Source organism: Turneriella parva DSM 21527 (assembly GCF_000266885.1).
In the GTDB taxonomy this organism is placed as follows: Bacteria; Spirochaetota; Leptospiria; order Turneriellales; family Turneriellaceae; genus Turneriella; species Turneriella parva.
In genome coordinates this window covers 1-18,196 of the sequence record NC_018020.1, presented here as the reverse complement: position 1 = coordinate 18,196, position 18,196 = coordinate 1, and the positions used below count along the sequence as shown (strand labels likewise).

The following is an 18,196-nucleotide window of genomic DNA, read 5'->3' as shown; positions in this document are numbered from 1 at the left end:
TTGTGCCTATAGCCGAAGGGTCATGCCGCCACTAAAGACGACAAACCCAGATACATTATTGGCATAAAAAAGATTCGTGTATTCAGTAATTAGTTCGAGTGTCACCATGCTGTTGATTTCAAAGCCCGACCTGATGCCGAACGTTAAAGCAGGCGCCGAGGCAGTGAATAATGCACTATTGGCTGGCTGTGAATCGACACCCAAGGGCTTTCGGGGTAGGTTATCGTAATTCAAAGAAGTCTCGCCGAAATAATACCCTGCTGCTGCAAAGGGGGACCAGTTAAATCTTTGGTACCCTGGCATTTCATATCCTATACCAGCCCTTATAGACACAAGAGTCAGTTTGCCTTGAGCTTTTTGAACGTTATTCTCCACGGCAAAGTCTTTGCTCGCTGTCTGGTATCCTAAGTTTCCCAAGGCATAAAATGATCGGTAGACGTTGTTTCGAATATACCCCAACTGAAATGTCAAAGCGGAACCAAAGTCACCCGGTTTCAAGATGGTGTCAGAGGTGAGTTGCCCTTGATTGCCACTCGGAAACGAAAACGCAGAGATGCCCGTAGAAATGGTCAGCAGATTCGGTGTGCTCGCAACCGCTGTTTGCTTTTCTTCGGCGAGCATTCTCTTCCACTCATCCTTATTGGGTAGGACTGCCTGGCATTCTTCTGCGATTCGTTCTGCGATCACACCGACGGAGGCGAATATCTGACTTGAGGCAGGTCCTGTCACCTCTATAGTCTTAAGGAGCTTGCGGTTACCGATGTCGAAGATTCGTATCTCAGTGGTAATTGTTTCGTTCTCAACGCTATATGAACCGTTGATTACAACATCCTGTTTCAAGAGTAAGCCCATTTGAAAGGCAACAGATTGTGTGTGAAACTCATCGGTCATGAACAGGTTAGCCTGAGCGAAATTTATGGCTTCTTCACGGGGGTATTCTTGAAACTCGAACTTACCCTTGAGCATTTCCCTTACTGCGTCAGTAATTGAAGCCTCGAGATATTGGTAGTTTTCATCGTCTTCGATATTCTTGAAGTCAAGAATCAAGACTCGCTTTAGATCGGCAGCGGTGATTTTCGGACAGCTGCAAATGAATAGCAAAGCCGTGAACAATCTTAAGAACGTGGTAACAGCGGCCTTGATAAAAACCTCACCTGAAAACTGGGAACAAATATCATCTGGGAAACGCAACTGTCAATGAATATCCTATAGGCGGGCAGAATGCGCAGAGCCATCAATTCGGTTGTAATATCAGTCAGGTAGTCACGGTCCTTGCATAGGATACCAGTCGTTGCGCATGTCACTTCCCATAAGGCCTATTCAGTCACCGCAAAAACAGACTTTACGCCAGCGAGATTGAGATCTTCAATGCCCATTGATTGAGGGTGACCGTGAGGCTTAGTCGACCATGAGCGTGCTGATAATACCGTGCTATTTAAAAGACAGATGGGATGTCGAATCCTTGCACCGCTTGCTGAATAGCGTTAAAGGCCAGTCAATGGAATTCGAAAAAGTATATGTAGTCGACGATGCCAGTCCAATGGAGTACTCTCTATCACATTCCTTGGTTGAGCACATAAGACTTACGGAAAACGGGGGGCCGGCGAAGGCAAGAAATGTCGCAATTGAAAGAGCGCTTTCATTAAAGGTAAGTAATATTCTATTCACTGATCATGATTGTATCCTTGATGTTGACTGGAATCGACACATGACCAGATTCCTCAATGAGACCGATTTTGGAGCCGTGGGGGGCATGACGTATTCTTGGGGAAAGACATTGTTGGATTACTATCATAACGTCAATGGGACGCTGGCGGGAAAATGGCTTTTGCCCGGAAAGAAAGAGCTTTGGTATATGCCATCGCTAAACTTTGGCATGAAACGAACGGTTGCAGAACAGTTTCCTTTTGATGAGCGATTTCCAACAGCAGCCGGCGAAGATGTCGATGTATGCTTGAGGCTCCGCAGTAAATATAAAATAGGCTTTTGTCCAGAAGCCCGATTATGGCATGACTACGGCTATAAGAATTCTATCTCAGGGCTCTTGAAATTCATAAGATTGTTCAAGAAATACAAGAGCTCGAGTGCTACAGTGTATGAAGGGCACACAGTGCTAATGTGGGATTCATCTGAGTCGATCTACCAGGGGAATATGTATGAGTCTGATTTATAGACTTAAGGCAAGTAAGCCAGGGATCTCTCACGTCATATATGATTACCTGGGTGAAATACGTCCGTTCGTTAAGCGAATTGAACGATGGTATTTGGTGATTCCGCTGCTTCTGTTGAAGACCATTGAATGGAGCATCTATCGATGGCATAAAGCTAGTGCTCGAAGATTCTATGGCATCAAAGGTAACGAGCTCATATACATGATCACAAATCGTTGCAATGACCGGTGCCCAAAATGCGGAATATGGGAGCGGCCAGAGTCTGATGGCGATCACCTGAAAGTGGAGCACTTTATCAAATGTCTCAGGCGCCTTCATCATAATCTCTATCAGGTGACTCTAACTGGTGGGGAGCCGATGTTATTCAAGAAAGATGTGATGAGGATTGCTGAGGAAGCAAAGCTGTTAGGTGTGCCCATGGTCATGGTTTCCAACGGTAGGTTTATAGATGAGGAATTCTTAGCTCGTTATTTCGAACTTGGTCATATTCTGGTCATATCCGTAGATTCGGTAGGCAGAGAAAAGTGGAATGAATTTCGTGGCCGGAATTCTTTTGATATAGTCATGCCCAAGATACTTAGAGCTAAGGAGGTTTTGGGGGATAACCTGAGGATTCAATCTGTCTTGTCCAAGCAGTCTGCCGAAGAAATTCCAAAAGTCATCGAATTTTGCAAGCGTCATAATATACAACACAACACCCAATTGAATCAGGATTTTGGCGGAACATGGACAAATCTCACAGATGATGTCGTCGCTTATGATAACGCCACTCCCTGCGCAGCTCGCAAGAATATCTGCGTGTATCCGAATGGCGATGTTGTAAAGTGCTTCGATCATCGGCGCATTCCTCTGGCGAAAGAACCGCTCGGGAATATTGGCAAAGAAGATATCCTTGAGATTCTCTGCACCAGACGCTCAACGGAGATTTCAAAGATTATGAAGACATGTAATTTACCGTGCAAGAATATGTCTTGCAATAAGCCTCAGGCCCTCTTGTTTAATTGATTAATGCCACTCGCCGACGTAGTGATTATTCGTGGCGCACCAGGCGCTGGAAAATCTCAAGCCGCAAAAAGTCTGGCGAATTACTTTCCCGATGGCGCGAGAATAGAGATCGATACATTGCGGGCCATGGTGATTTCTGTTGATTGGACAAATCAGGATGAGCATATCAAGATTCTTGAGCTATCCACTCGGCTTGTGAGGGATTTCGGGAAGTTGGACTTGACCCCCGTTATTGTCGTAGATACATTTAGCGGTGACAAAATTGAGGCATTTGTGTCGCAGTTGAAGAAGTTAGACTCAGCATTAGCCATACGCACTTGCGGATTATATGTTACCGAGGAGGAATTGGAGAAAAGAATCAGAGCCCGAAGTGGCGCTGAGTTCAAGGATATCGGTGTTTGCAAGAAGTTGAATGCTTACGTCGTCAGGAACAAATACCCGGATGAATTTCAAATTGATACGACAGGTTTATCCCCCGATGACACCGCCAAGATTATCTATGAGTGGCTGACGCAACGGTGAGCTTCGATGGGTAGGCCGCTCCCTGTTACACAATGCAGCTTCTCATAATATGTATTGTGTCACTAAAGATGTGACATAATGCACAAACAAATTGTATGATGTGACATAAAACTTATTGACGATGCAGTTTCACGCATGTACCTTTACCGTTAGACGCTAATGGCCAAGATAAGGCGGAGGATTTAATGAGCAATACTTTTAAGATGCCGGAAAAGAAGGCTGTGATCTTTTGGCCAGTAGGGACTGGCGATTCAAGTACACTGGTTGTAAAGCCAGGAAAGACGATTATGCAGATCGACTTGCGGCATTTGGAAAAAGCCGAGAATCCTGAAGAGCCAGAATGGCCTATAATTGACCATTTGGTAAAGTCCCTGCCTAGACGTGAGGGGAAGCCTTACCTATCTGTATTCGTACTAACGCATCCGGATAAAGACCACATTCAGGGATTTGAAGAATTGCTGACTAAGGTTACGATTGGCGAACTCTGGCATACGCCCAAGATATTCCGTGCCCGGAACGATCAGGAAGCCCTCTCAAAGGACGCAAAGGCATTTCGAAAGGAGGTCAACCGTAGGCGCGAAGCAATCCTGAAGAATCCCAGTAATATCAAATCTGGGGATCGGATAAGGATCATTGGTTATGACGATATTCTAGCAGATGACAAATATAAAGAGCTGCCGCCGGATTGTAAATCTCATCCGGGGGAATTGGTCACCGTATTAGATGGGGAGAATCTTGAATCGGATTTCCATGCCTTTATCCATGCTCCATTTAAAGACGATCAGGAAAAGGATAAGAACAGCACGAGCCTATCGTTAAATATTTGCCTGAAGCAAGCGACACAATTTGCAAACTTCATCTTCTTCGGTGATCGCGCATATGATACGATTCTCCGCATATTTGATACCACTGAAAACAGTAATCCTAGTAATAAGAAGCATTTGGAATGGGATGTCATGTTGTCCGCCCATCACTGTTCAAAGGCCGCAATGTATGTTCGAGAAGAAGGTAAAGAAGACTATGTACTTAAGCAGGATATTATGGATTATTTTGAGAAATATGCCAGGAAGAATAGCGGTTTCATAGTTTCGAGTTCGCACTCTAATTTTACAAGTGATTCAGGAGATAATCCGCCTCACAGCAAAGCACGGATGCAATATTCAAAGATTGTCAGCGCCGGGCATTTCGTTTGTACCCATGAATTTCCAACAAAAGTATCTCCTGAACCGATTGTCTTCACCGTTGATGAAAAGGGGCTATCATTTCTGGACAAGCGTGAGAAATCCACATCGCTTTCCAGTATTAAAGAAGGCGTGGTCGCTGCTAGGGGAAGAGCAGAACCGCCAAAGACTCAGACAACGTTTGGCTTGGATTAATGACAATAAGCCAAGACACGGCGATCTCTGAGCTCAAGCAAATTCGCCGATTCACGAGAAAAGGCCACTTTGAATTTGAAATAGAACGCCTGGCGGACGATAAGGCTCTTATCATCCGCTTCCAACTAAGGATTGGGCTTCTCCAAACACAAAATGGTGGCCTTAAGTTTTGTGAGGTCGAAGAGTTCCTGCTTAGGATACCAGCTGATTATCCATTTGTTTATCCAGAGGTTTGCGTTGCACATAAAAGATTCGCTGGCTTTCCCCATGTGACTTGGGCCCACTGGATATGCCTCTACCAGAGTAGATCCGATTGGAATCCCTATGACGGAATGTTTGGCCTTGTCGATCGCCTTTGTATTTGGATTGAGCGAGCAGCAATAAATAATATGGATCCAATGGAGGGACCACTAGAACCACCACATGCATCCCAAAATCAACAGCTCCTGCCATTCGTAATTCGGCCCAATGCACCAGTCAATGCAGGGGAGTTCTGGTTCGGATTGGCTGCTTTAGAAGTTCGGGATAGTTATGTCGATCTTGTGAATTGGATTGCACCAGAAGTCGGCACATTGCCTGAAAAGGTCGCGCTGGCTGTCTTCCTGCCATGTTCGATGCCAATAGAGTTTCCGACTCGTGGCAAAAGTCTATTCGCTGAATTTGAAAGGCAGGGGATCCTTAAGGATGAGATACTTAGATGGCTGGGATTAAACGCTAAATTGGCTTCCGATAAAGAGGGAACTTACCTTATTCTCGGTACACCAATGAGACGAAACGAAAACGGCCAATTGTTGCAACATATTTCCGTTTGGCATATTGAAGCAGAACAAACTGAAGGGCTTGGCCTTCAGGTCTCGGATGAAAAGGATACTCACGAACTCGCGGAGTTGCGCACCAAGTTAGGTGATTCGATCTATGAAATGCTCTCGGCTGCCAAGGTGTCATGGTGCAGGGTGCTTGAGGATCGATCGGAAATCCTCGTTCGACGGGATAGAAGTTCAAACCTTCACTGGTTTTTCGGGAAGAGAGTGTTGCTGGTTGGCTGTGGCGCTATCGGGTCTTGGTCTGCTGAGATCATCATCCGGGCTCAGCCTCGATCAATCAAATTAGTTGATAACTCTATTGTGAAACCGGGTGTGCTTGTGAGGCAAAACTTCAGTCAATCGGATATTGGTATGAATAAAGCGAAAGCACTCATGAAGCGATTGAAATCCGTTTCCACGAAGACAGACATTGAGGCCGCTGACGTGGAAGGTTTCAATTTCATCATGAGCGATTTATCGCAGCTGTTGGACTATGACATAATTATCGATTGTACCGCATCGAATATATTTCAAATGCGGCTTGAAAGCGCTTGGCCGGCCATCCGGGCAAATATTAAGTCACTGCTGTCATTTGCAATTGATGCCGACGCACAGCATGTTATCGGGGTATCCATCGGCAAATTACACTTGGGTGGGATTTATGATACCTATAAACAGTTAAAATATATTCTATGCTCGGATGGGCGAAGAAACAACATAGCAAACTCGTTCTATGCAGCAGATGTGAGAAATCATTTATTCCAACCCGAACCTGGATGCTCTGAGCCGACGTTTTCAGGTTCTTGTGGAGATATACAAGCGTTAACGGCAGCAGCTTTGAACATAGGTATTAGTACGCTAGCTTTACCGAATACCGCTCGCGGCTTCGCATTTTCCCGCCATTTGAATAGCGATGAACAGCCTTTTCTTGAAACCATTGATTTTCCGCCCGCCTTCGAACAGCTAACCGGCCACTTAACTGTGCGAATACTTCCAAAGGTGTTCACCGAAGTCGCCACAGCTATAAAGGAAAATGCATCTTTAAGGTCCCCAGATCATGAAACGGGTGGTCTATTATGGGGACAATGGGATCACATTTTGGGGATCATTTGGATTCTTGACGCCTCGGGTCCCCCGACAGATAGCAAGCATGATGCTTTACATTTTCAATGTGGCATCCTTGGGACCGTTGAAGAGCATCGATCGCGTATCTCTCAATCAAAGGGATTATCTGGCTTCATCGGGCATTGGCATACTCACCCCAATTCGGTGTCTGAACAAAGCAGTATTGACCAATTGAGCATGGCGAATTTGATCACGGCTATCGATGAGAACCAAAAGCGCGCGATAATGTTAATCTTCGGAAAGGACGCTGGACAACACACAATTGGTATTTACCCTTATGAGAGTTTGATCGCGACAGACAGTATCGATTGGGTTGTTAATGCAAGCGCACAGATGCAATTCCCAGCAGGTTTCCTTTGATTGGTCTTGTATTATCCGGTGGAGTCCACACATGGTTAGCATTTCATTTGGGATGCGTGCGCGCACTGAATGATCTGAATCACTTATGCGATGAATTGAAAAGGTGGTAATTTATGGCAGAAGCTAAATCATTAAAGGATGGGAACCTTTCATTGCTTCTTTCTTTCATGGGTTTCCATGCTATTCTGATATTCTGGTTGATGTTAGATGTCCCGCTAAATCCCGCTGACCTTAAAGCGATAGCACAATTCAAGTGGTTGCAGAGCGGCTTAATTGGCATTTGTTCGATTGCACTGATATTTCTAAATCGACTTGGCAGCCCTCACATAAAAGCAGCTCTAGTATTCTGGAAATCAAAGTATCCATACCCAGGTTGTCGCGCCTTCTCGAAATTAGCTCAGGGGGATGACCGGATTCAAATGGAAAAGTTACGCCGAGCCGTTGGTGGGGAGTTGCCACACGATCCGAAATCCCAAAACATTGCATGGTATAAATTATATCAGGTGTAAAAGTCTGAACTTGACCTGACACACCCATTTTCATGCTGTCTGTAATTTCAAATCCAGCATTTTGTCTTTCGCTATACTGAGCGAGTCTTTGAATGTTGCCAGAGGCGTTTTGCCGAAGCAATATTTCCCCTGATGAGTGCGCTGCGTGTTGTAATCGTAAATCCACTCATCAAGGTCTGCCTGCAATTGCTCCAAAGAAGTGTAAACCTTCTTTCTGAATGCAACATTGTAAAACTCATTCAATATAGTCCGGTGAAAGCGCTCACAAATGCCGTTCGTCTGCGGGCTCTTGGCCTTGGTTTTTGTGTGGTCGATATTCTCCAAGGCCAGATACAGCTGATAATCGTGCTCTTCCCGGTTGCCACAGTACTCGCTGCCACGATCGGTCAGAACGCGCAACAGCGGAATCTCATGCTCGTCAAAAAACGGGATGACTCTGTCGTTAAGCATATCGGCTGAAACCAGAGAATTCTTGCGATCATAGAGTTTCGCAAAAGCGACTTTCGAATACGTGTCGATGAAGGTCTGCTGATAAATTTTACCCACACCCTTCATATTTCCCACGTAAAACGTGTCTTGTGACCCCAAATAACCAGGGTGCTCCGTTTCAATTTCACCGTGACTTTCCTTCTCATCTTTTGCGCGTTCGAGCGCAACCAATTGTGCCTCGGTAAAGATCCCCTTTTCCTGAGCCATTCGCGCTTCAAGGTATTTCAGCCGTTTTTTAAACGTCGCAAGATCATGGCGCAGCCAAACGCCGCGCACGCCAAAAGGGGAGATGATGATACCTATCTTGCGCAACTCGTTGGACGCCCGAACCTGACCGTACGCGGGGTATTGAAATGCAATTTCCCGTACCGCTTCCTCGACCTCTGGAGCTACACGATTTTTCAGCAAAGGCTTCCTGCGGCTGATCTCCTGCAATGCGAGCTCGCCACCCTTGTCGTAAAGCTCCTTAAACCGGTAGAAACTGTCTCTTGAGTAACCGAAAACCTTGCAAGCTTTCGATACGCTGCCCAGCTGCTCTGCCAGTTTCAGCAGACCAACCTTGTTCTTGATAATTTTCTGTTCTGTCGTCATAAACACTCCTTTTTGTTAAGAGAGTGTCAGATAAAGTAAAAACTATTACATATCAGGCAAACTCTGGAAATCCTTCAGTCTTAAGCACGCACAAAGAATACTTGCTGTTTCGGGATATGACTTGGCTGACGGTTCTGACAGCAATACTCACCGCGATTGCGTTGCTTAGCCTAAATATTAAGCTTAAGATTATCTTCCAATACATTTCGGCGTGCAGCATCTTGTATTTATGTTCGAGCACGATCGGCCGGCTCGCAGGGAACAGGTTCGTTCGAACAGTAATGGCCGTTTCAAGTGCGTCTGTCGAAATACCGCAGCTGGTAATTCCGACAAAATAGGTGAATCGGAATCGTTGATCTTGCACTTTATTTGACCTGCAGGCGAACAGCTGGCATTTTGACCAAAGAAGTGGTCGGACTTAGTTACGGAGATTGAACACCAAATATAGTCTGGAGATCATTTTGCTTCAATTGGTACTCATCGCTATCCGGGTCGGGAAGATTCGTAAACGCTTCTACAACTTTATGGATTCGCTCATAGTCGGCCAGAAGCCTTCTAACAGCATTTCGAAATATGCCATGCAGGAGTAATACTCGCTTTGTTTTGGCAAAAGTAGTCGCTTCGATAAACCGGCGGACAAGTTCGTAATCTGTTCCTGCTTCCTTAACAAAGTATCTGAGATTATTCTTATCTACGAATAGGTATTGAGCACAAATGCCACTTATCCGAATTACTGCATCTGCAAAGTCATCCTTCCGAGATTCTACGAATTTGATTGTGCCTTCAAAATCATCGCATGGCGAGAGTGGGCCATTTAGTTCAAGCCGCTCAATTGTTTTGCCAAACGAAACTCCAGCTACAGCATGCCCAGCCTCATGGTATGCAATCGACAGGAACTTTGGGTCATGGGCGTGCGAATGCATGGGATTATGCGAACTCCCAATCGGTATTTATGGCAAATTGTCGATGAAATCTTTAGCTGCCTGGATGGCACGTTCCTTTAGCGTATCCCGGATTTCGAGCTTTTCCGCAACCGGAATTCTTATCGGTGTCCAACTCGCCACCGGCTGACCTGCCAGAATGATGTTCACCTTTTCATCACCAGTCATGGGTTCTAAGGTTACTCGTATTGAATAACCTTTGTGATTCTCTTCTGCAGTGACCCCCGAAAACCGGACAGCTTAACCTGCTGCCATTAGGTTCCTGTATTCAACCGGCGAACGCATCTTCAAGCCTTTATGGGGCGCATGATGGTTGTAGTCATACATCCAGTCTGAAATCTGCGGCATTACTTTCCACGCGGATTCAAGGCGATTTATGTAAACGTAATCGCGCTTGAATGTTTTCACAAATGCTTCGGCCATACCGTTGCTTTCAGGGCTATAGGCAGGCGTCGTGCAGACTTGAAAGCCGATGGAAGATGCAAAATGAACCGTTTCACGGCTCGTGAATTGTGGGCCATTATCACTGAGCAGTTGAATGGTGTGTGGGCATTCAGCCTTGCCAAAGCGCTCTTCGACTGCACCGAGCAGCATGTCGCGAATGTTCAGACCGTCGATGCCGACGGTGCTGCTAAAGTGATTGATGACTTGCCGATCGTGGCAATCCAGAACAAACGCCACCCAGACGTGAGTGCCATCCCAGGTAAGCACGCCAAATATATCCATGCACCAGCGCACGTCACTTTTCGCCGTGATGATTCTGCCATCATGCACAAGGGTGCGACGGCTTGCAACTTTTTGCAGCAGCAACTGGTGCACCTTCATCAATCGGTAGACGCGCTTCTTATTCACGCGTGAAAAGCCTTGTTTTTCAAGGGTTTTGTTGAGCATTGCTGTCACGCGTCTATACCCGTAAGTCGGTCTTTCATCACAGATGCGTCGGATTTCCGGCAGTACTCGTTCATCTACCGTCTGGTCGGTTTTATTTCCGCGTCGTGAGGATTTCAAGCTTTCATAGAGGTTGGATCGAGATACGCGCAATACATCCGCTACCTGATTCACTCGAAACCCTCGATGCCGCGCAATGGCTTGTGCGAGATCAGTTTTTTTTCGCGTCCAATACGCACGGCTTCCTTGAGGATTTCAACTTCTTCCGTCTTACGACCCAAAATGCTCTCCAGCCGACGGATGCGCTCTTGGAGCTGCCTGACCTGCGATACGGGCAATACTTCCTCTTCGCTGCCAACAGCCGTCAGAGCGCCAGCCTCTTTCAGCTTTTTCCATTTGAAAATCTGCGTCGCTGCGATTCCATGTTTTCGGGCCACATACGACATGCTCATACCGGGCTGTTCGGCCTCTACCAGAATCTCCAGTTTCTCCGCGACCGACCATCTGCGCCGCCGCTGGACGGTTGTGACTAACTCTACCTTAGCCTTAGTACTATCATTATTCATATCACTACTCCTATGTCTTAGGAGCAGGATAAGGTGTCCGGTGATTTAGGGGGTCGCTACATCTTCAATCATAGGCGCAAAAGCTCTATGGTTTAGCAAGGTCAAACTGTTTATATTACGCCATTATCAAGGTTTCAAGCCGGCCGTAGTATTCACAACCAGATGATCGGGGGTAGAGTTGCGACATGCATTGATCTATGGGATCATGCGATGTAAATGGCGCAACATTGCGCATCACTCCTGAGATGCCTTAGCATTTACAACTGTTATTAGCTTAACTGCAGTCTTGCCCCAGACATGCAATTGCATCGTCGATACCTTAGGATTGCCACGCCTTGCGTATTCGTTGAAATGTTGGATTAACTGATTGACATGCCCCCAATCATCCCTTGGCTTTGACTTCCAGCCCATATTCTGCCCCCCTTGTCCTGATTACAGCTGCCGCTAATGCCACGATCTCTGCTTCGGTCAGCTCGCGGGAAAGCTGAACAATGCTCCTGTGCACTAGACTTACATTGCTGCGCACGTGCTTGCCCTTCTTAGCAAGCGGTATCTTGTGCGTGATCATCGTAGTCGCCGGGGTTAAATCCCAGCCGGTTAGCCTGCATTTATATTCCTGTTCAACTTCCAACAGATACCAGAAGTCCTGGGAGTTCATCCGCCACTTGCTCATGCGATCCTCCGTGCCTTAGCGTGCCACCGCTTGTTAAACTCAGGAACTGCAGCCTTGGGCATGATGTAGAGTATTGGCAGCAGTGCTGGAGATAGCCGCCGGATATCGTAGTATTCGATGATCTTGTTCTTGGTCTTACGGTTGAGATCGATGGTTTCGATTAAGCCAGCGGCAGTCCAAATACCCAATAGGCGATAGATATGCTTACCGGATATACGGTGCCTTCGGGCCAGATCATGAATCTCGATAAGTGAATCCGATGGGATGGTGTGCCATATACTTTCCGCAAGTGTCTGGTAGTAACGTTGCTTCCGGCGCTGGTCTTGTGTTGTCTTCCCCTTGAGCCATCGCCGATACCTATGGTTCTCCAGCTGCAAGCGTCGGCGAATCTTCAGGTCAGGAACTTTGGTTAGCGTGTCCTTGATCCTTTGGGCATCCGATTTACGTTCATCATGCTGGATTTCCAGCAGTGTCTTGGCATCGTAAGTTTGTTTGCTGACGAGCTCAGAAACAGGCCCCCGATGGCCGGGCATATTTCTATTCCTGCTATCCCGCAGGCTCCAGTTATCATCCAGTTGATACCGAACCGGGTTCTCCTTGGATTCATCCGGTAACAGATCCTCTAACCCGAAATAGCGTAAGTTCCCGATCGCGGTGAATTCATTCAGCGCCAGAGTCGAGTACTTCGGATTCAACCAACCGTAAGACCGGAATGCCCGCTTCAGAATTCCCTGCCGGCCTTCGGCAACCTGCGTATGTATTCCGTTCTTAGACCACCGTCCCCGTGACCAGGTGTGTCGTTTGTCTTTCGACTTCAACGAGTGATTGATCGTGCGATGATTCATGGAGGGCAGGGAGTACCCGCCGTCGGTGAATACCGGATTGTGTACCGGAATGTATTTGAAGAGTATTGGGTTAACCGTCTCTGCTTTCTGATTCGGTATTGAATCGAAGAATGCCGGTCCGTTCTTAACTGCTACTGTGTTCACCAGAGTACCAACTTGTTCACCGCGGCCATCTACTGATGAACTCCGGTAGATACTGGATGTCTGTCCTTTCCGGCGAAAGCGTTTCCGGCCTTTATTAGATAGGTTTCCAACACTGTAGAGTACCAAGGTGTCCGCTTGCGGTATCGGTTTATCCTTAACCAGTTCAGTTAAGTCAGCTTCTCTATCCCGGGGAAAGCGGAAGTCCCCGAAGCGGAGTTTGTTATCCCGATAGAAAGCTTCCTGCATCCGCGGTACAAGGTCCGATGCGAAGAGTTGAATCCGGCGCTTGAGTAAGTATGCAGTGCCCGTTGAAGATAAACCAAGACGCCGTTTGATTTCCGCAACGGTCAGCACTTTCGGGTACTGCACCTGGGCTTCCTTCAAGAGATAGCTGATAGTCCAGCGGGGGACCCGGAGTTTCCGGAAAGGCCCGGCCAGTTTGCTGTGTTCTTTATGGCAAGTGGGGCAGCGGAGTACAAGTTCCCGCGTCGGGCTTTGTTTGGTGACCTTCTCCCCGCAACAGATTCGCGGATAGAATTCGCTGAGGATTAGGTCAGTGAGTTGGGTGTAGTAGGTGGTATCAACTCTGGTTCCCCGGCTACGATTTCGGGGCTTAGCCCGGCTGTGCGTGGCAGTGGGATTGAAGATCTGCCCACATCTTTGTCTTTCACAAATCGATATCCAGCACTATAGGGCAATGGTCTGACCCTTGGTGGTCGTTGAGGTGGCGTATCTCGCGCACCTTTGGGTATAGCGGTTTGTCGACAATAAAGTAATCGATCCTCCAACCGATATTGCGTTCGCGGGCGCGCGACTGCATTTGCCACCAGGTATAGCTGACCGTTTCGGGGTAGCGGCTTCTGAAAACGTCGACCCAGTTATCGGCGACCAGCCGGTCTACCCACGCGCGCTCTTCGGGTAAGAAGCCGACATGCTTTTCGTTTTCTTTCGGCCGCGCGAGGTCGATAGGGTTGTGGGCGACATTGAGGTCGCCGGTGAAGAGCACGCGTTTCTTTTTCTTGCGCAGGGCGGCGATATACTGATGAAAATGATCGTAGAAAACGAGCTTCTCGCGCCAGGCTGCGTCTGATTTGCCTCCGTTCGGGAAATAATTTCCGAATATGACGAGGTCGCCGGCCTCGACCCCGAGCACACGGCCTTCGTGGTCGTTCCAGTCGGGCATGCCGCGCAGAACCTGCATTTTAGCGAAAAGCCCTGAGCGCACGAGCACACCGGTTCCCGAATAGCCGGGTTTCTCGGCGCTATGGTAATGAGCCTCGTAACCATCGGGTTTGAGCAACGCATCACTCAGCTGGTCGGGTTTGGCTTTGATCTCCTGCAAGAAAACAATGTCGGGCTTTTCGGCTGCCAAAAGCTTCACCAGCTCACCTTTTTTCTCTATGGCCCGAATGCCGTTGACGTTAAACGAGGCGATGCGCATGCCCGTAGCAAACAGAATCGCGCATGAACCGAAAATCATTAAACATACCTCATATTGGGCTGCGAATATGCCGAAATTTAAACGTCGGGGTATGGCTGCCTGACCCATAAAATTATGTACCTTGCTGTATCAAAACGCATGCTCTATCTGCTCGCGGCAGTTGCATCAGCTACGCCCGTGATGGGGCAGTTTCTGACGCCCGAAGATACAGTAAAAATACCACCGCCGGCTGATATTCCGGTCGGGCCCGCAACCCCCGCTGCACCGGCGCCTGCACAGAGCGCGCCCGCGCCGCAACCATCGGCGATAACGCCGCCGCAGCTCGACAGCTATTTCGCCGATTTTGCCGCATACCCCCGCGCGAAGAGTGTTATTCTTTCGTGGCACCTGATTCAGGGCCGTACAATCGAGAAGCGTATACAGCTCTACCGGTTCACCGAAGAGCCGAAAGTGATTCATGATATTTCGAAGGGTACTCTGATCGCCAAAATGACCGGCGAGATCAATATCTATGAGGATGTACCCCCCTCACGCGGCACTTATTATTATGCGATCTTTCTCGAAACGGGCCGGGGCCTTGAACCCGGTGCGTTTAATGCTTCGCGCAATCTGGTGGGGCCTGCATTCTACCAGACAGCAGGTGCTGACTTCACCCCGCCAGCAGCCAGCAGCCAAAAGGTAACAGAGGCGCAATACCAACGCCCTGAATTTACTTCGAACGAAGTTGACGCAGAAGACGACGAGAGCGATTCTGCAGACGAGCGACCGGCGCGGGCAAGCTCTGAACGCGGCATAAATTCCGTAATTCGCACGACATTTCTCGCGGGTGATTTTAGTGGAGCGGTGAGAAAGCTAAAGCCATTCTATCGAAACAGCTCACCGAAAGTGCGGGCCAAAGCAATCTTCTACACCGGCATGGCGCGATATCGTCTCGGCCAGTACGATCGGGCGCTGAAATACTTCGAGCATGCCCTGACAAGAAAGTACTACCGGCGAAACGCCGAATTCTGGATCAATCGAACGCAAGAGAACCTGAGGTAATATGAAAAGTGTAACAGTCTGGATAGGCGCGGTCATCTTCACAATCGGGGCGGGTGTTTTCTTTATAGAACGGGAATACGTTTCAGGTCATAAGGCTGCCAGCGTGAGGCTTGAACAGGGCAAGCTGCAGCTCGAGCGCTTCGACGAAGACGGTCTCAGAAAGGGCATCGATGATTTGACAGCTGTGGTAGCACAGTTTCCCGAAAGTACTTATGCGCGCGAAGCGCGTTACCACCTTGCCGAAGCGTATGAGCGCCTCGGCATGCGCGACGTCGCGCTCGGCAAGTACAAGAAGCTCAGCGAAATGCCGCTCACCGACGAGCTCAAGACAAAGGTTCGCTTCAAAGTGGCGAAGCTACAGATCATGAGAAACTATTCAGACGAGGGCATGAACCAACTTCTGCAGCTTCTAAACTCAACATCTGAAAAGTCACTGCGCGCCGAGATTTATCTTGAAATCGGTAAATATTACCAGCGCAAGGGACTGACTGCCGACGCTAAGCGTAACTTTCAGAATGCGCTGACCGAGAACCCCGATAATCGCGAGGCGCGTGCTGCGGCTGGCCTCGTCGACAGCGACTATGGCAATTCAGTTGCGATGCACGGCATTCTCGACAAAAAAGGCGAACAGCCGACAGAGTCGCAATCAGAGAACAAGAAAAACGAGAAAGCGGCCACGCCTGATAACGGCAATCTGCGCGCCGGCGTTCAGGCTTTTGTGAGCGGCGACTACCACCGGGCCGTGAAGCTGCTTACCGGGCCCGCCGCACGCGACACAGCTGATTCTGAAGAGGCGCTCTATTATCTTGGCAATGCCTACCTCAAGCTAAAGCAGTACCGCAACGCGGTGCATTTCTTGAACAAGGCAGTCAGCAACAAATACCGCGACCGTGACGAGGCGTCTTATATCAAGAAGGGTGAGGCATATTACCTGAACAACCAGTACCAGCGCGCGCTGCACGTTTTCGGTTTTGTCAGCCGCCACTACCCGAACGGCAAGTATGCGCAGATTGCGGCCGACTGGGAAACTGAAACCCGCCGTATGCTGGGCGATAAGGTGTCTGTGGCGCATGCCGCTCAGGGCGATGAGGGCATCGATGATGATGATGACGATGAAGACGGCGACGTCTTAGGTGGGGTCGCACTCGACGGTGACGAAGCAGCGCCGAAACCCCGCAAAAAGAATACATACGCCAAGAGCGAAGAAATCACGCTCGACGATGACGCCGACGTGACGCCTTAAGGCTTCAGAACTTCAGCTCTTCAACCATTTCGTCTATCTGCATCTGCAGAGCGGCGTCGGTATCGAGCAGTTCGCGCACCTTTTGATCGGCATGCAGCACGGTCGTGTGGTCGCGCTTGCCGAATGCACCTGCAATGTAGCTGAGCGTTGCACCTTTAATGAGGCTCTTTGCCAGGTACATGCACACATGGCGCGCGAGCGCAACCTGTTCTGTGCGGTTTGACCCCATGATCAATTTTTCGTCGACGTGCAGCGTGCGCGACACGACTCGCAGAATGTCTTCAATCGTAATCTGGTGAATTCCATTCTCTTGCGGCAGCGCCTTCAGCGACATCTTGGCCATCTGCAGGTCGATCGGGCGTTTCTCTTGCTGCGAAGTGAACTGCAGAATACTGAGCGCCGCTTCCATGGGGCGCACCTGCGAGGTGAAACGCGTAGCGAGGTATTTGATGACGTCGTGGCTGACTTCGATGTTCGCCTCTTGGGCCTTCGTCTTTAAGATCGCGATGCGCGTCTCAAAATTCGGAGATTTTACATCGACGATCAGACCTTGTTGAAAGCGGCTCTGCAGTCGGTCGTGCAGTTGTGGCAGCGCCTGTGGCGGGCGGTCGGCTGAAATGACGATCTGTTTCTTGTTCTGGTAGAAATAGTTGAATGTGTGAAATATTTCTTCTTGTGTGAAATCCGCATTTTTGCTGATGAACTGCACATCGTCGAGCAGAAACACATCGACGCTGCGGTAGCGGGTACGAAAGTATGCGAGGTTCTTGTCTTTCATTGCCTCGATCAGATCGCTTTGAAAAATTTCAGAAGGGCAATACTTAACCTTGAGCCACGGATAGGCTTCTTTGACATGGTTGCCGATCGCCATCATCAGGTGCGTCTTGCCGAGCCCGACCCCGCCGTAGATATAAAGAGGATTATGATAGTCATTCGGCTTCTGCGCTGAGCCGAAAGCGGCCGCATAGGCGTGCTCGTTTGAAGGGCCCTTGATAAACCTGTCGAATGTATAATTCGGATTCAGATCGATACGATTCGGGTATGCGGTTTCAGACTTTTGTATCCGCTGTGTTACTTGCGGAACTTCGGCAACCCTCAGCGCAGCAGCCGGTGCGGTTGCCTGCTTAATGATGACGTCACCGTGAAAGCCCAAGAGCGAAGCCTCTTCAGCGATTTTACGCCGGTACTGGCCTTCGAGGTGCCGGGCGACGTCAGGGCTGGCGCAGCTGATGACGAGTTTTTCCCCTTCAGTGTTCGCCTGCAGATCGGCAAAGAATACCGAAAACACCTGAGCCGGCATTTTCTTCTTGAGCTGGGCTTTCAGCGCCGGCCAGAGCTCGGTGTCGGCAGCGAGCGCGTAATCTGGTGTCTGAGGCCCTGACTGTGGGTCGGTAAAGAGCATGGAAATTTCTGACAACGGCGGTTAAAAATTCAAGCGCGTAATTTCAGCAGACACAGCTATA

The 18,196-nt window shown here is 48.7% G+C and carries 16 protein-coding genes and 1 pseudogene; 8 read left to right on the top strand and 9 right to left on the bottom strand.

Annotated features, from left to right (window positions below; all coding sequences use genetic code 11):
* Positions 1–6: 6 nt before the first annotated feature.
* Positions 7–1,191, bottom strand: a complete 1,185-nt coding sequence (locus TURPA_RS00090; protein WP_014801234.1) for an outer membrane protein — start codon at positions 1,189–1,191, stop codon at positions 7–9.
* 217 nt (positions 1,192–1,408) lie between these two features.
* Between TURPA_RS00090 and TURPA_RS00085 the strand changes: the two genes are divergently transcribed.
* From TURPA_RS00085 to TURPA_RS21130, 6 genes are all read left to right on the top strand, one after another.
* Positions 1,409–2,173: a glycosyltransferase family 2 protein gene (locus TURPA_RS00085; RefSeq protein WP_014801233.1), complete on the top strand. Its 765-nt coding sequence runs from the start codon at positions 1,409–1,411 to the stop codon at positions 2,171–2,173.
* The gene (locus TURPA_RS00080; protein ID WP_014801232.1) at positions 2,157–3,176 is read left to right on the top strand and encodes a radical SAM/SPASM domain-containing protein; all 1,020 of its coding nucleotides are present in this window, start codon (positions 2,157–2,159) and stop codon (positions 3,174–3,176) included. The genes TURPA_RS00085 and TURPA_RS00080 overlap by 17 nt, the downstream gene beginning before the upstream one ends.
* A gap of 3 nt (positions 3,177–3,179) precedes the next feature.
* Positions 3,180–3,698, top strand: a complete 519-nt coding sequence (locus tag TURPA_RS00075) for an AAA family ATPase (protein WP_014801231.1) — start codon at positions 3,180–3,182, stop codon at positions 3,696–3,698.
* Between the two features lie 185 nt (positions 3,699–3,883).
* Complete coding sequence (locus TURPA_RS00070; protein ID WP_014801230.1) at positions 3,884–5,074, top strand: anti-phage 6A-MBL system MBL-fold protein; 1,191 nt, start codon at positions 3,884–3,886, stop codon at positions 5,072–5,074.
* Complete coding sequence (locus TURPA_RS00065) at positions 5,074–7,362, top strand: ThiF family adenylyltransferase (protein ID WP_014801229.1); 2,289 nt, start codon at positions 5,074–5,076, stop codon at positions 7,360–7,362. The genes TURPA_RS00070 and TURPA_RS00065 overlap by 1 nt, the downstream gene beginning before the upstream one ends.
* A 113-nt stretch (positions 7,363–7,475) precedes the next feature.
* Positions 7,476–7,871 carry a hypothetical protein gene (locus TURPA_RS21130; protein WP_014801228.1) on the top strand — a complete coding sequence of 132 codons (396 nt, stop codon included), beginning with the start codon at positions 7,476–7,478 and terminating at the stop codon, positions 7,869–7,871.
* 30 nt (positions 7,872–7,901) lie between these two features.
* Here the strand turns inward: TURPA_RS21130 and TURPA_RS00055 are convergent, their stop codons facing one another.
* The 7 genes and pseudogenes from TURPA_RS00055 to TURPA_RS00020 all read right to left on the bottom strand — a co-directional run bounded on the left by TURPA_RS00055 (position 7,902) and on the right by TURPA_RS00020 (position 14,488).
* Positions 7,902–8,951 (bottom strand): IS481 family transposase, encoded by a 1,050-nt coding sequence (locus TURPA_RS00055; protein WP_014801227.1) that lies wholly within the window; start codon positions 8,949–8,951, stop codon positions 7,902–7,904.
* Positions 8,952–9,373: 422 nt separating this feature from the next.
* Entirely contained in the window at positions 9,374–9,874 is a 501-nt protein-coding gene (locus TURPA_RS00045) for a hypothetical protein (RefSeq protein ID WP_014801225.1), read from the bottom strand.
* A 27-nt stretch (positions 9,875–9,901) separates the two neighbouring features.
* Positions 9,902–10,060: a hypothetical protein gene (locus TURPA_RS23220; RefSeq protein WP_014801224.1), complete on the bottom strand. Its 159-nt coding sequence runs from the start codon at positions 10,058–10,060 to the stop codon at positions 9,902–9,904.
* Positions 10,061–10,121: 61 nt separating this feature from the next.
* A pseudogene (locus TURPA_RS00040) lies at positions 10,122–11,346 on the bottom strand (IS3 family transposase); the annotation flags it as partial.
* A gap of 382 nt (positions 11,347–11,728) precedes the next feature.
* A complete protein-coding gene (locus TURPA_RS00030; protein ID WP_014801220.1) occupies positions 11,729–12,019 on the bottom strand; it encodes an HNH endonuclease in 291 nt (96 codons plus the stop codon).
* Entirely contained in the window at positions 12,016–13,392 is a 1,377-nt protein-coding gene (locus TURPA_RS21125) for a hypothetical protein (RefSeq protein WP_157210334.1), read from the bottom strand. Before TURPA_RS21125 ends, TURPA_RS00030 begins: the two co-directional genes overlap by 4 nt.
* A 283-nt stretch (positions 13,393–13,675) precedes the next feature.
* Entirely contained in the window at positions 13,676–14,488 is an 813-nt protein-coding gene (locus TURPA_RS00020; protein WP_014801218.1) for an exodeoxyribonuclease III, read from the bottom strand.
* Positions 14,489–14,563: 75 nt separating this feature from the next.
* Between TURPA_RS00020 and TURPA_RS00015 the strand changes: the two genes are divergently transcribed.
* Together TURPA_RS00015 and TURPA_RS00010 are read left to right on the top strand one after the other, a co-directional pair.
* A complete protein-coding gene (locus TURPA_RS00015; RefSeq protein WP_014801217.1) occupies positions 14,564–15,490 on the top strand; it encodes a tetratricopeptide repeat protein in 927 nt (308 codons plus the stop codon).
* Position 15,491: 1 nt separating this feature from the next.
* The gene (locus TURPA_RS00010) at positions 15,492–16,733 is read left to right on the top strand and encodes a tetratricopeptide repeat protein (RefSeq protein ID WP_014801216.1); all 1,242 of its coding nucleotides are present in this window, start codon (positions 15,492–15,494) and stop codon (positions 16,731–16,733) included.
* 4 nt (positions 16,734–16,737) lie between these two features.
* On the opposite strand, the gene dnaA is transcribed toward TURPA_RS00010, so the two are convergent.
* Positions 16,738–18,135 carry a chromosomal replication initiator protein DnaA gene (dnaA, locus tag TURPA_RS00005; RefSeq protein WP_014801215.1) on the bottom strand — a complete coding sequence of 466 codons (1,398 nt, stop codon included), beginning with the start codon at positions 18,133–18,135 and terminating at the stop codon, positions 16,738–16,740.
* Positions 18,136–18,196: the final 61 nt, after the last annotated feature.

Excerpts from the sequence above, each read along its gene's own strand:
- TURPA_RS23220 (WP_014801224.1), bottom strand. The coding sequence starts at position 10,060 with ATGACTGGTGATGAAAAGGTGAACATCATTCTGGCAGGTCAGCCGGTG.
- TURPA_RS00010 (WP_014801216.1), top strand. The coding sequence starts at position 15,492 with ATGAAAAGTGTAACAGTCTGGATAGGCGCGGTCATCTTCACAATCGGG.
- TURPA_RS21130 (WP_014801228.1), top strand. The coding sequence starts at position 7,476 with ATGGCAGAAGCTAAATCATTAAAGGATGGGAACCTTTCATTGCTTCTT.
- TURPA_RS00030 (WP_014801220.1), bottom strand. The coding sequence starts at position 12,019 with ATGAGCAAGTGGCGGATGAACTCCCAGGACTTCTGGTATCTGTTGGAA.
- TURPA_RS00085 (WP_014801233.1), top strand. The coding sequence starts at position 1,409 with ATGAGCGTGCTGATAATACCGTGCTATTTAAAAGACAGATGGGATGTC.
- TURPA_RS00015 (WP_014801217.1), top strand. The coding sequence starts at position 14,564 with ATGTACCTTGCTGTATCAAAACGCATGCTCTATCTGCTCGCGGCAGTT.
- TURPA_RS00080 (WP_014801232.1), top strand. The coding sequence starts at position 2,157 with ATGAGTCTGATTTATAGACTTAAGGCAAGTAAGCCAGGGATCTCTCAC.
- TURPA_RS00020 (WP_014801218.1), bottom strand. The coding sequence starts at position 14,488 with ATGATTTTCGGTTCATGCGCGATTCTGTTTGCTACGGGCATGCGCATC.
- dnaA (WP_014801215.1), bottom strand. The coding sequence starts at position 18,135 with ATGCTCTTTACCGACCCACAGTCAGGGCCTCAGACACCAGATTACGCG.
- TURPA_RS00055 (WP_014801227.1), bottom strand. The coding sequence starts at position 8,951 with ATGACGACAGAACAGAAAATTATCAAGAACAAGGTTGGTCTGCTGAAA.
- TURPA_RS00075 (WP_014801231.1), top strand. The coding sequence starts at position 3,180 with ATGCCACTCGCCGACGTAGTGATTATTCGTGGCGCACCAGGCGCTGGA.
- TURPA_RS00045 (WP_014801225.1), bottom strand. The coding sequence starts at position 9,874 with ATGCATTCGCACGCCCATGACCCAAAGTTCCTGTCGATTGCATACCAT.
- TURPA_RS00070 (WP_014801230.1), top strand. The coding sequence starts at position 3,884 with ATGAGCAATACTTTTAAGATGCCGGAAAAGAAGGCTGTGATCTTTTGG.
- TURPA_RS00065 (WP_014801229.1), top strand. The coding sequence starts at position 5,074 with ATGACAATAAGCCAAGACACGGCGATCTCTGAGCTCAAGCAAATTCGC.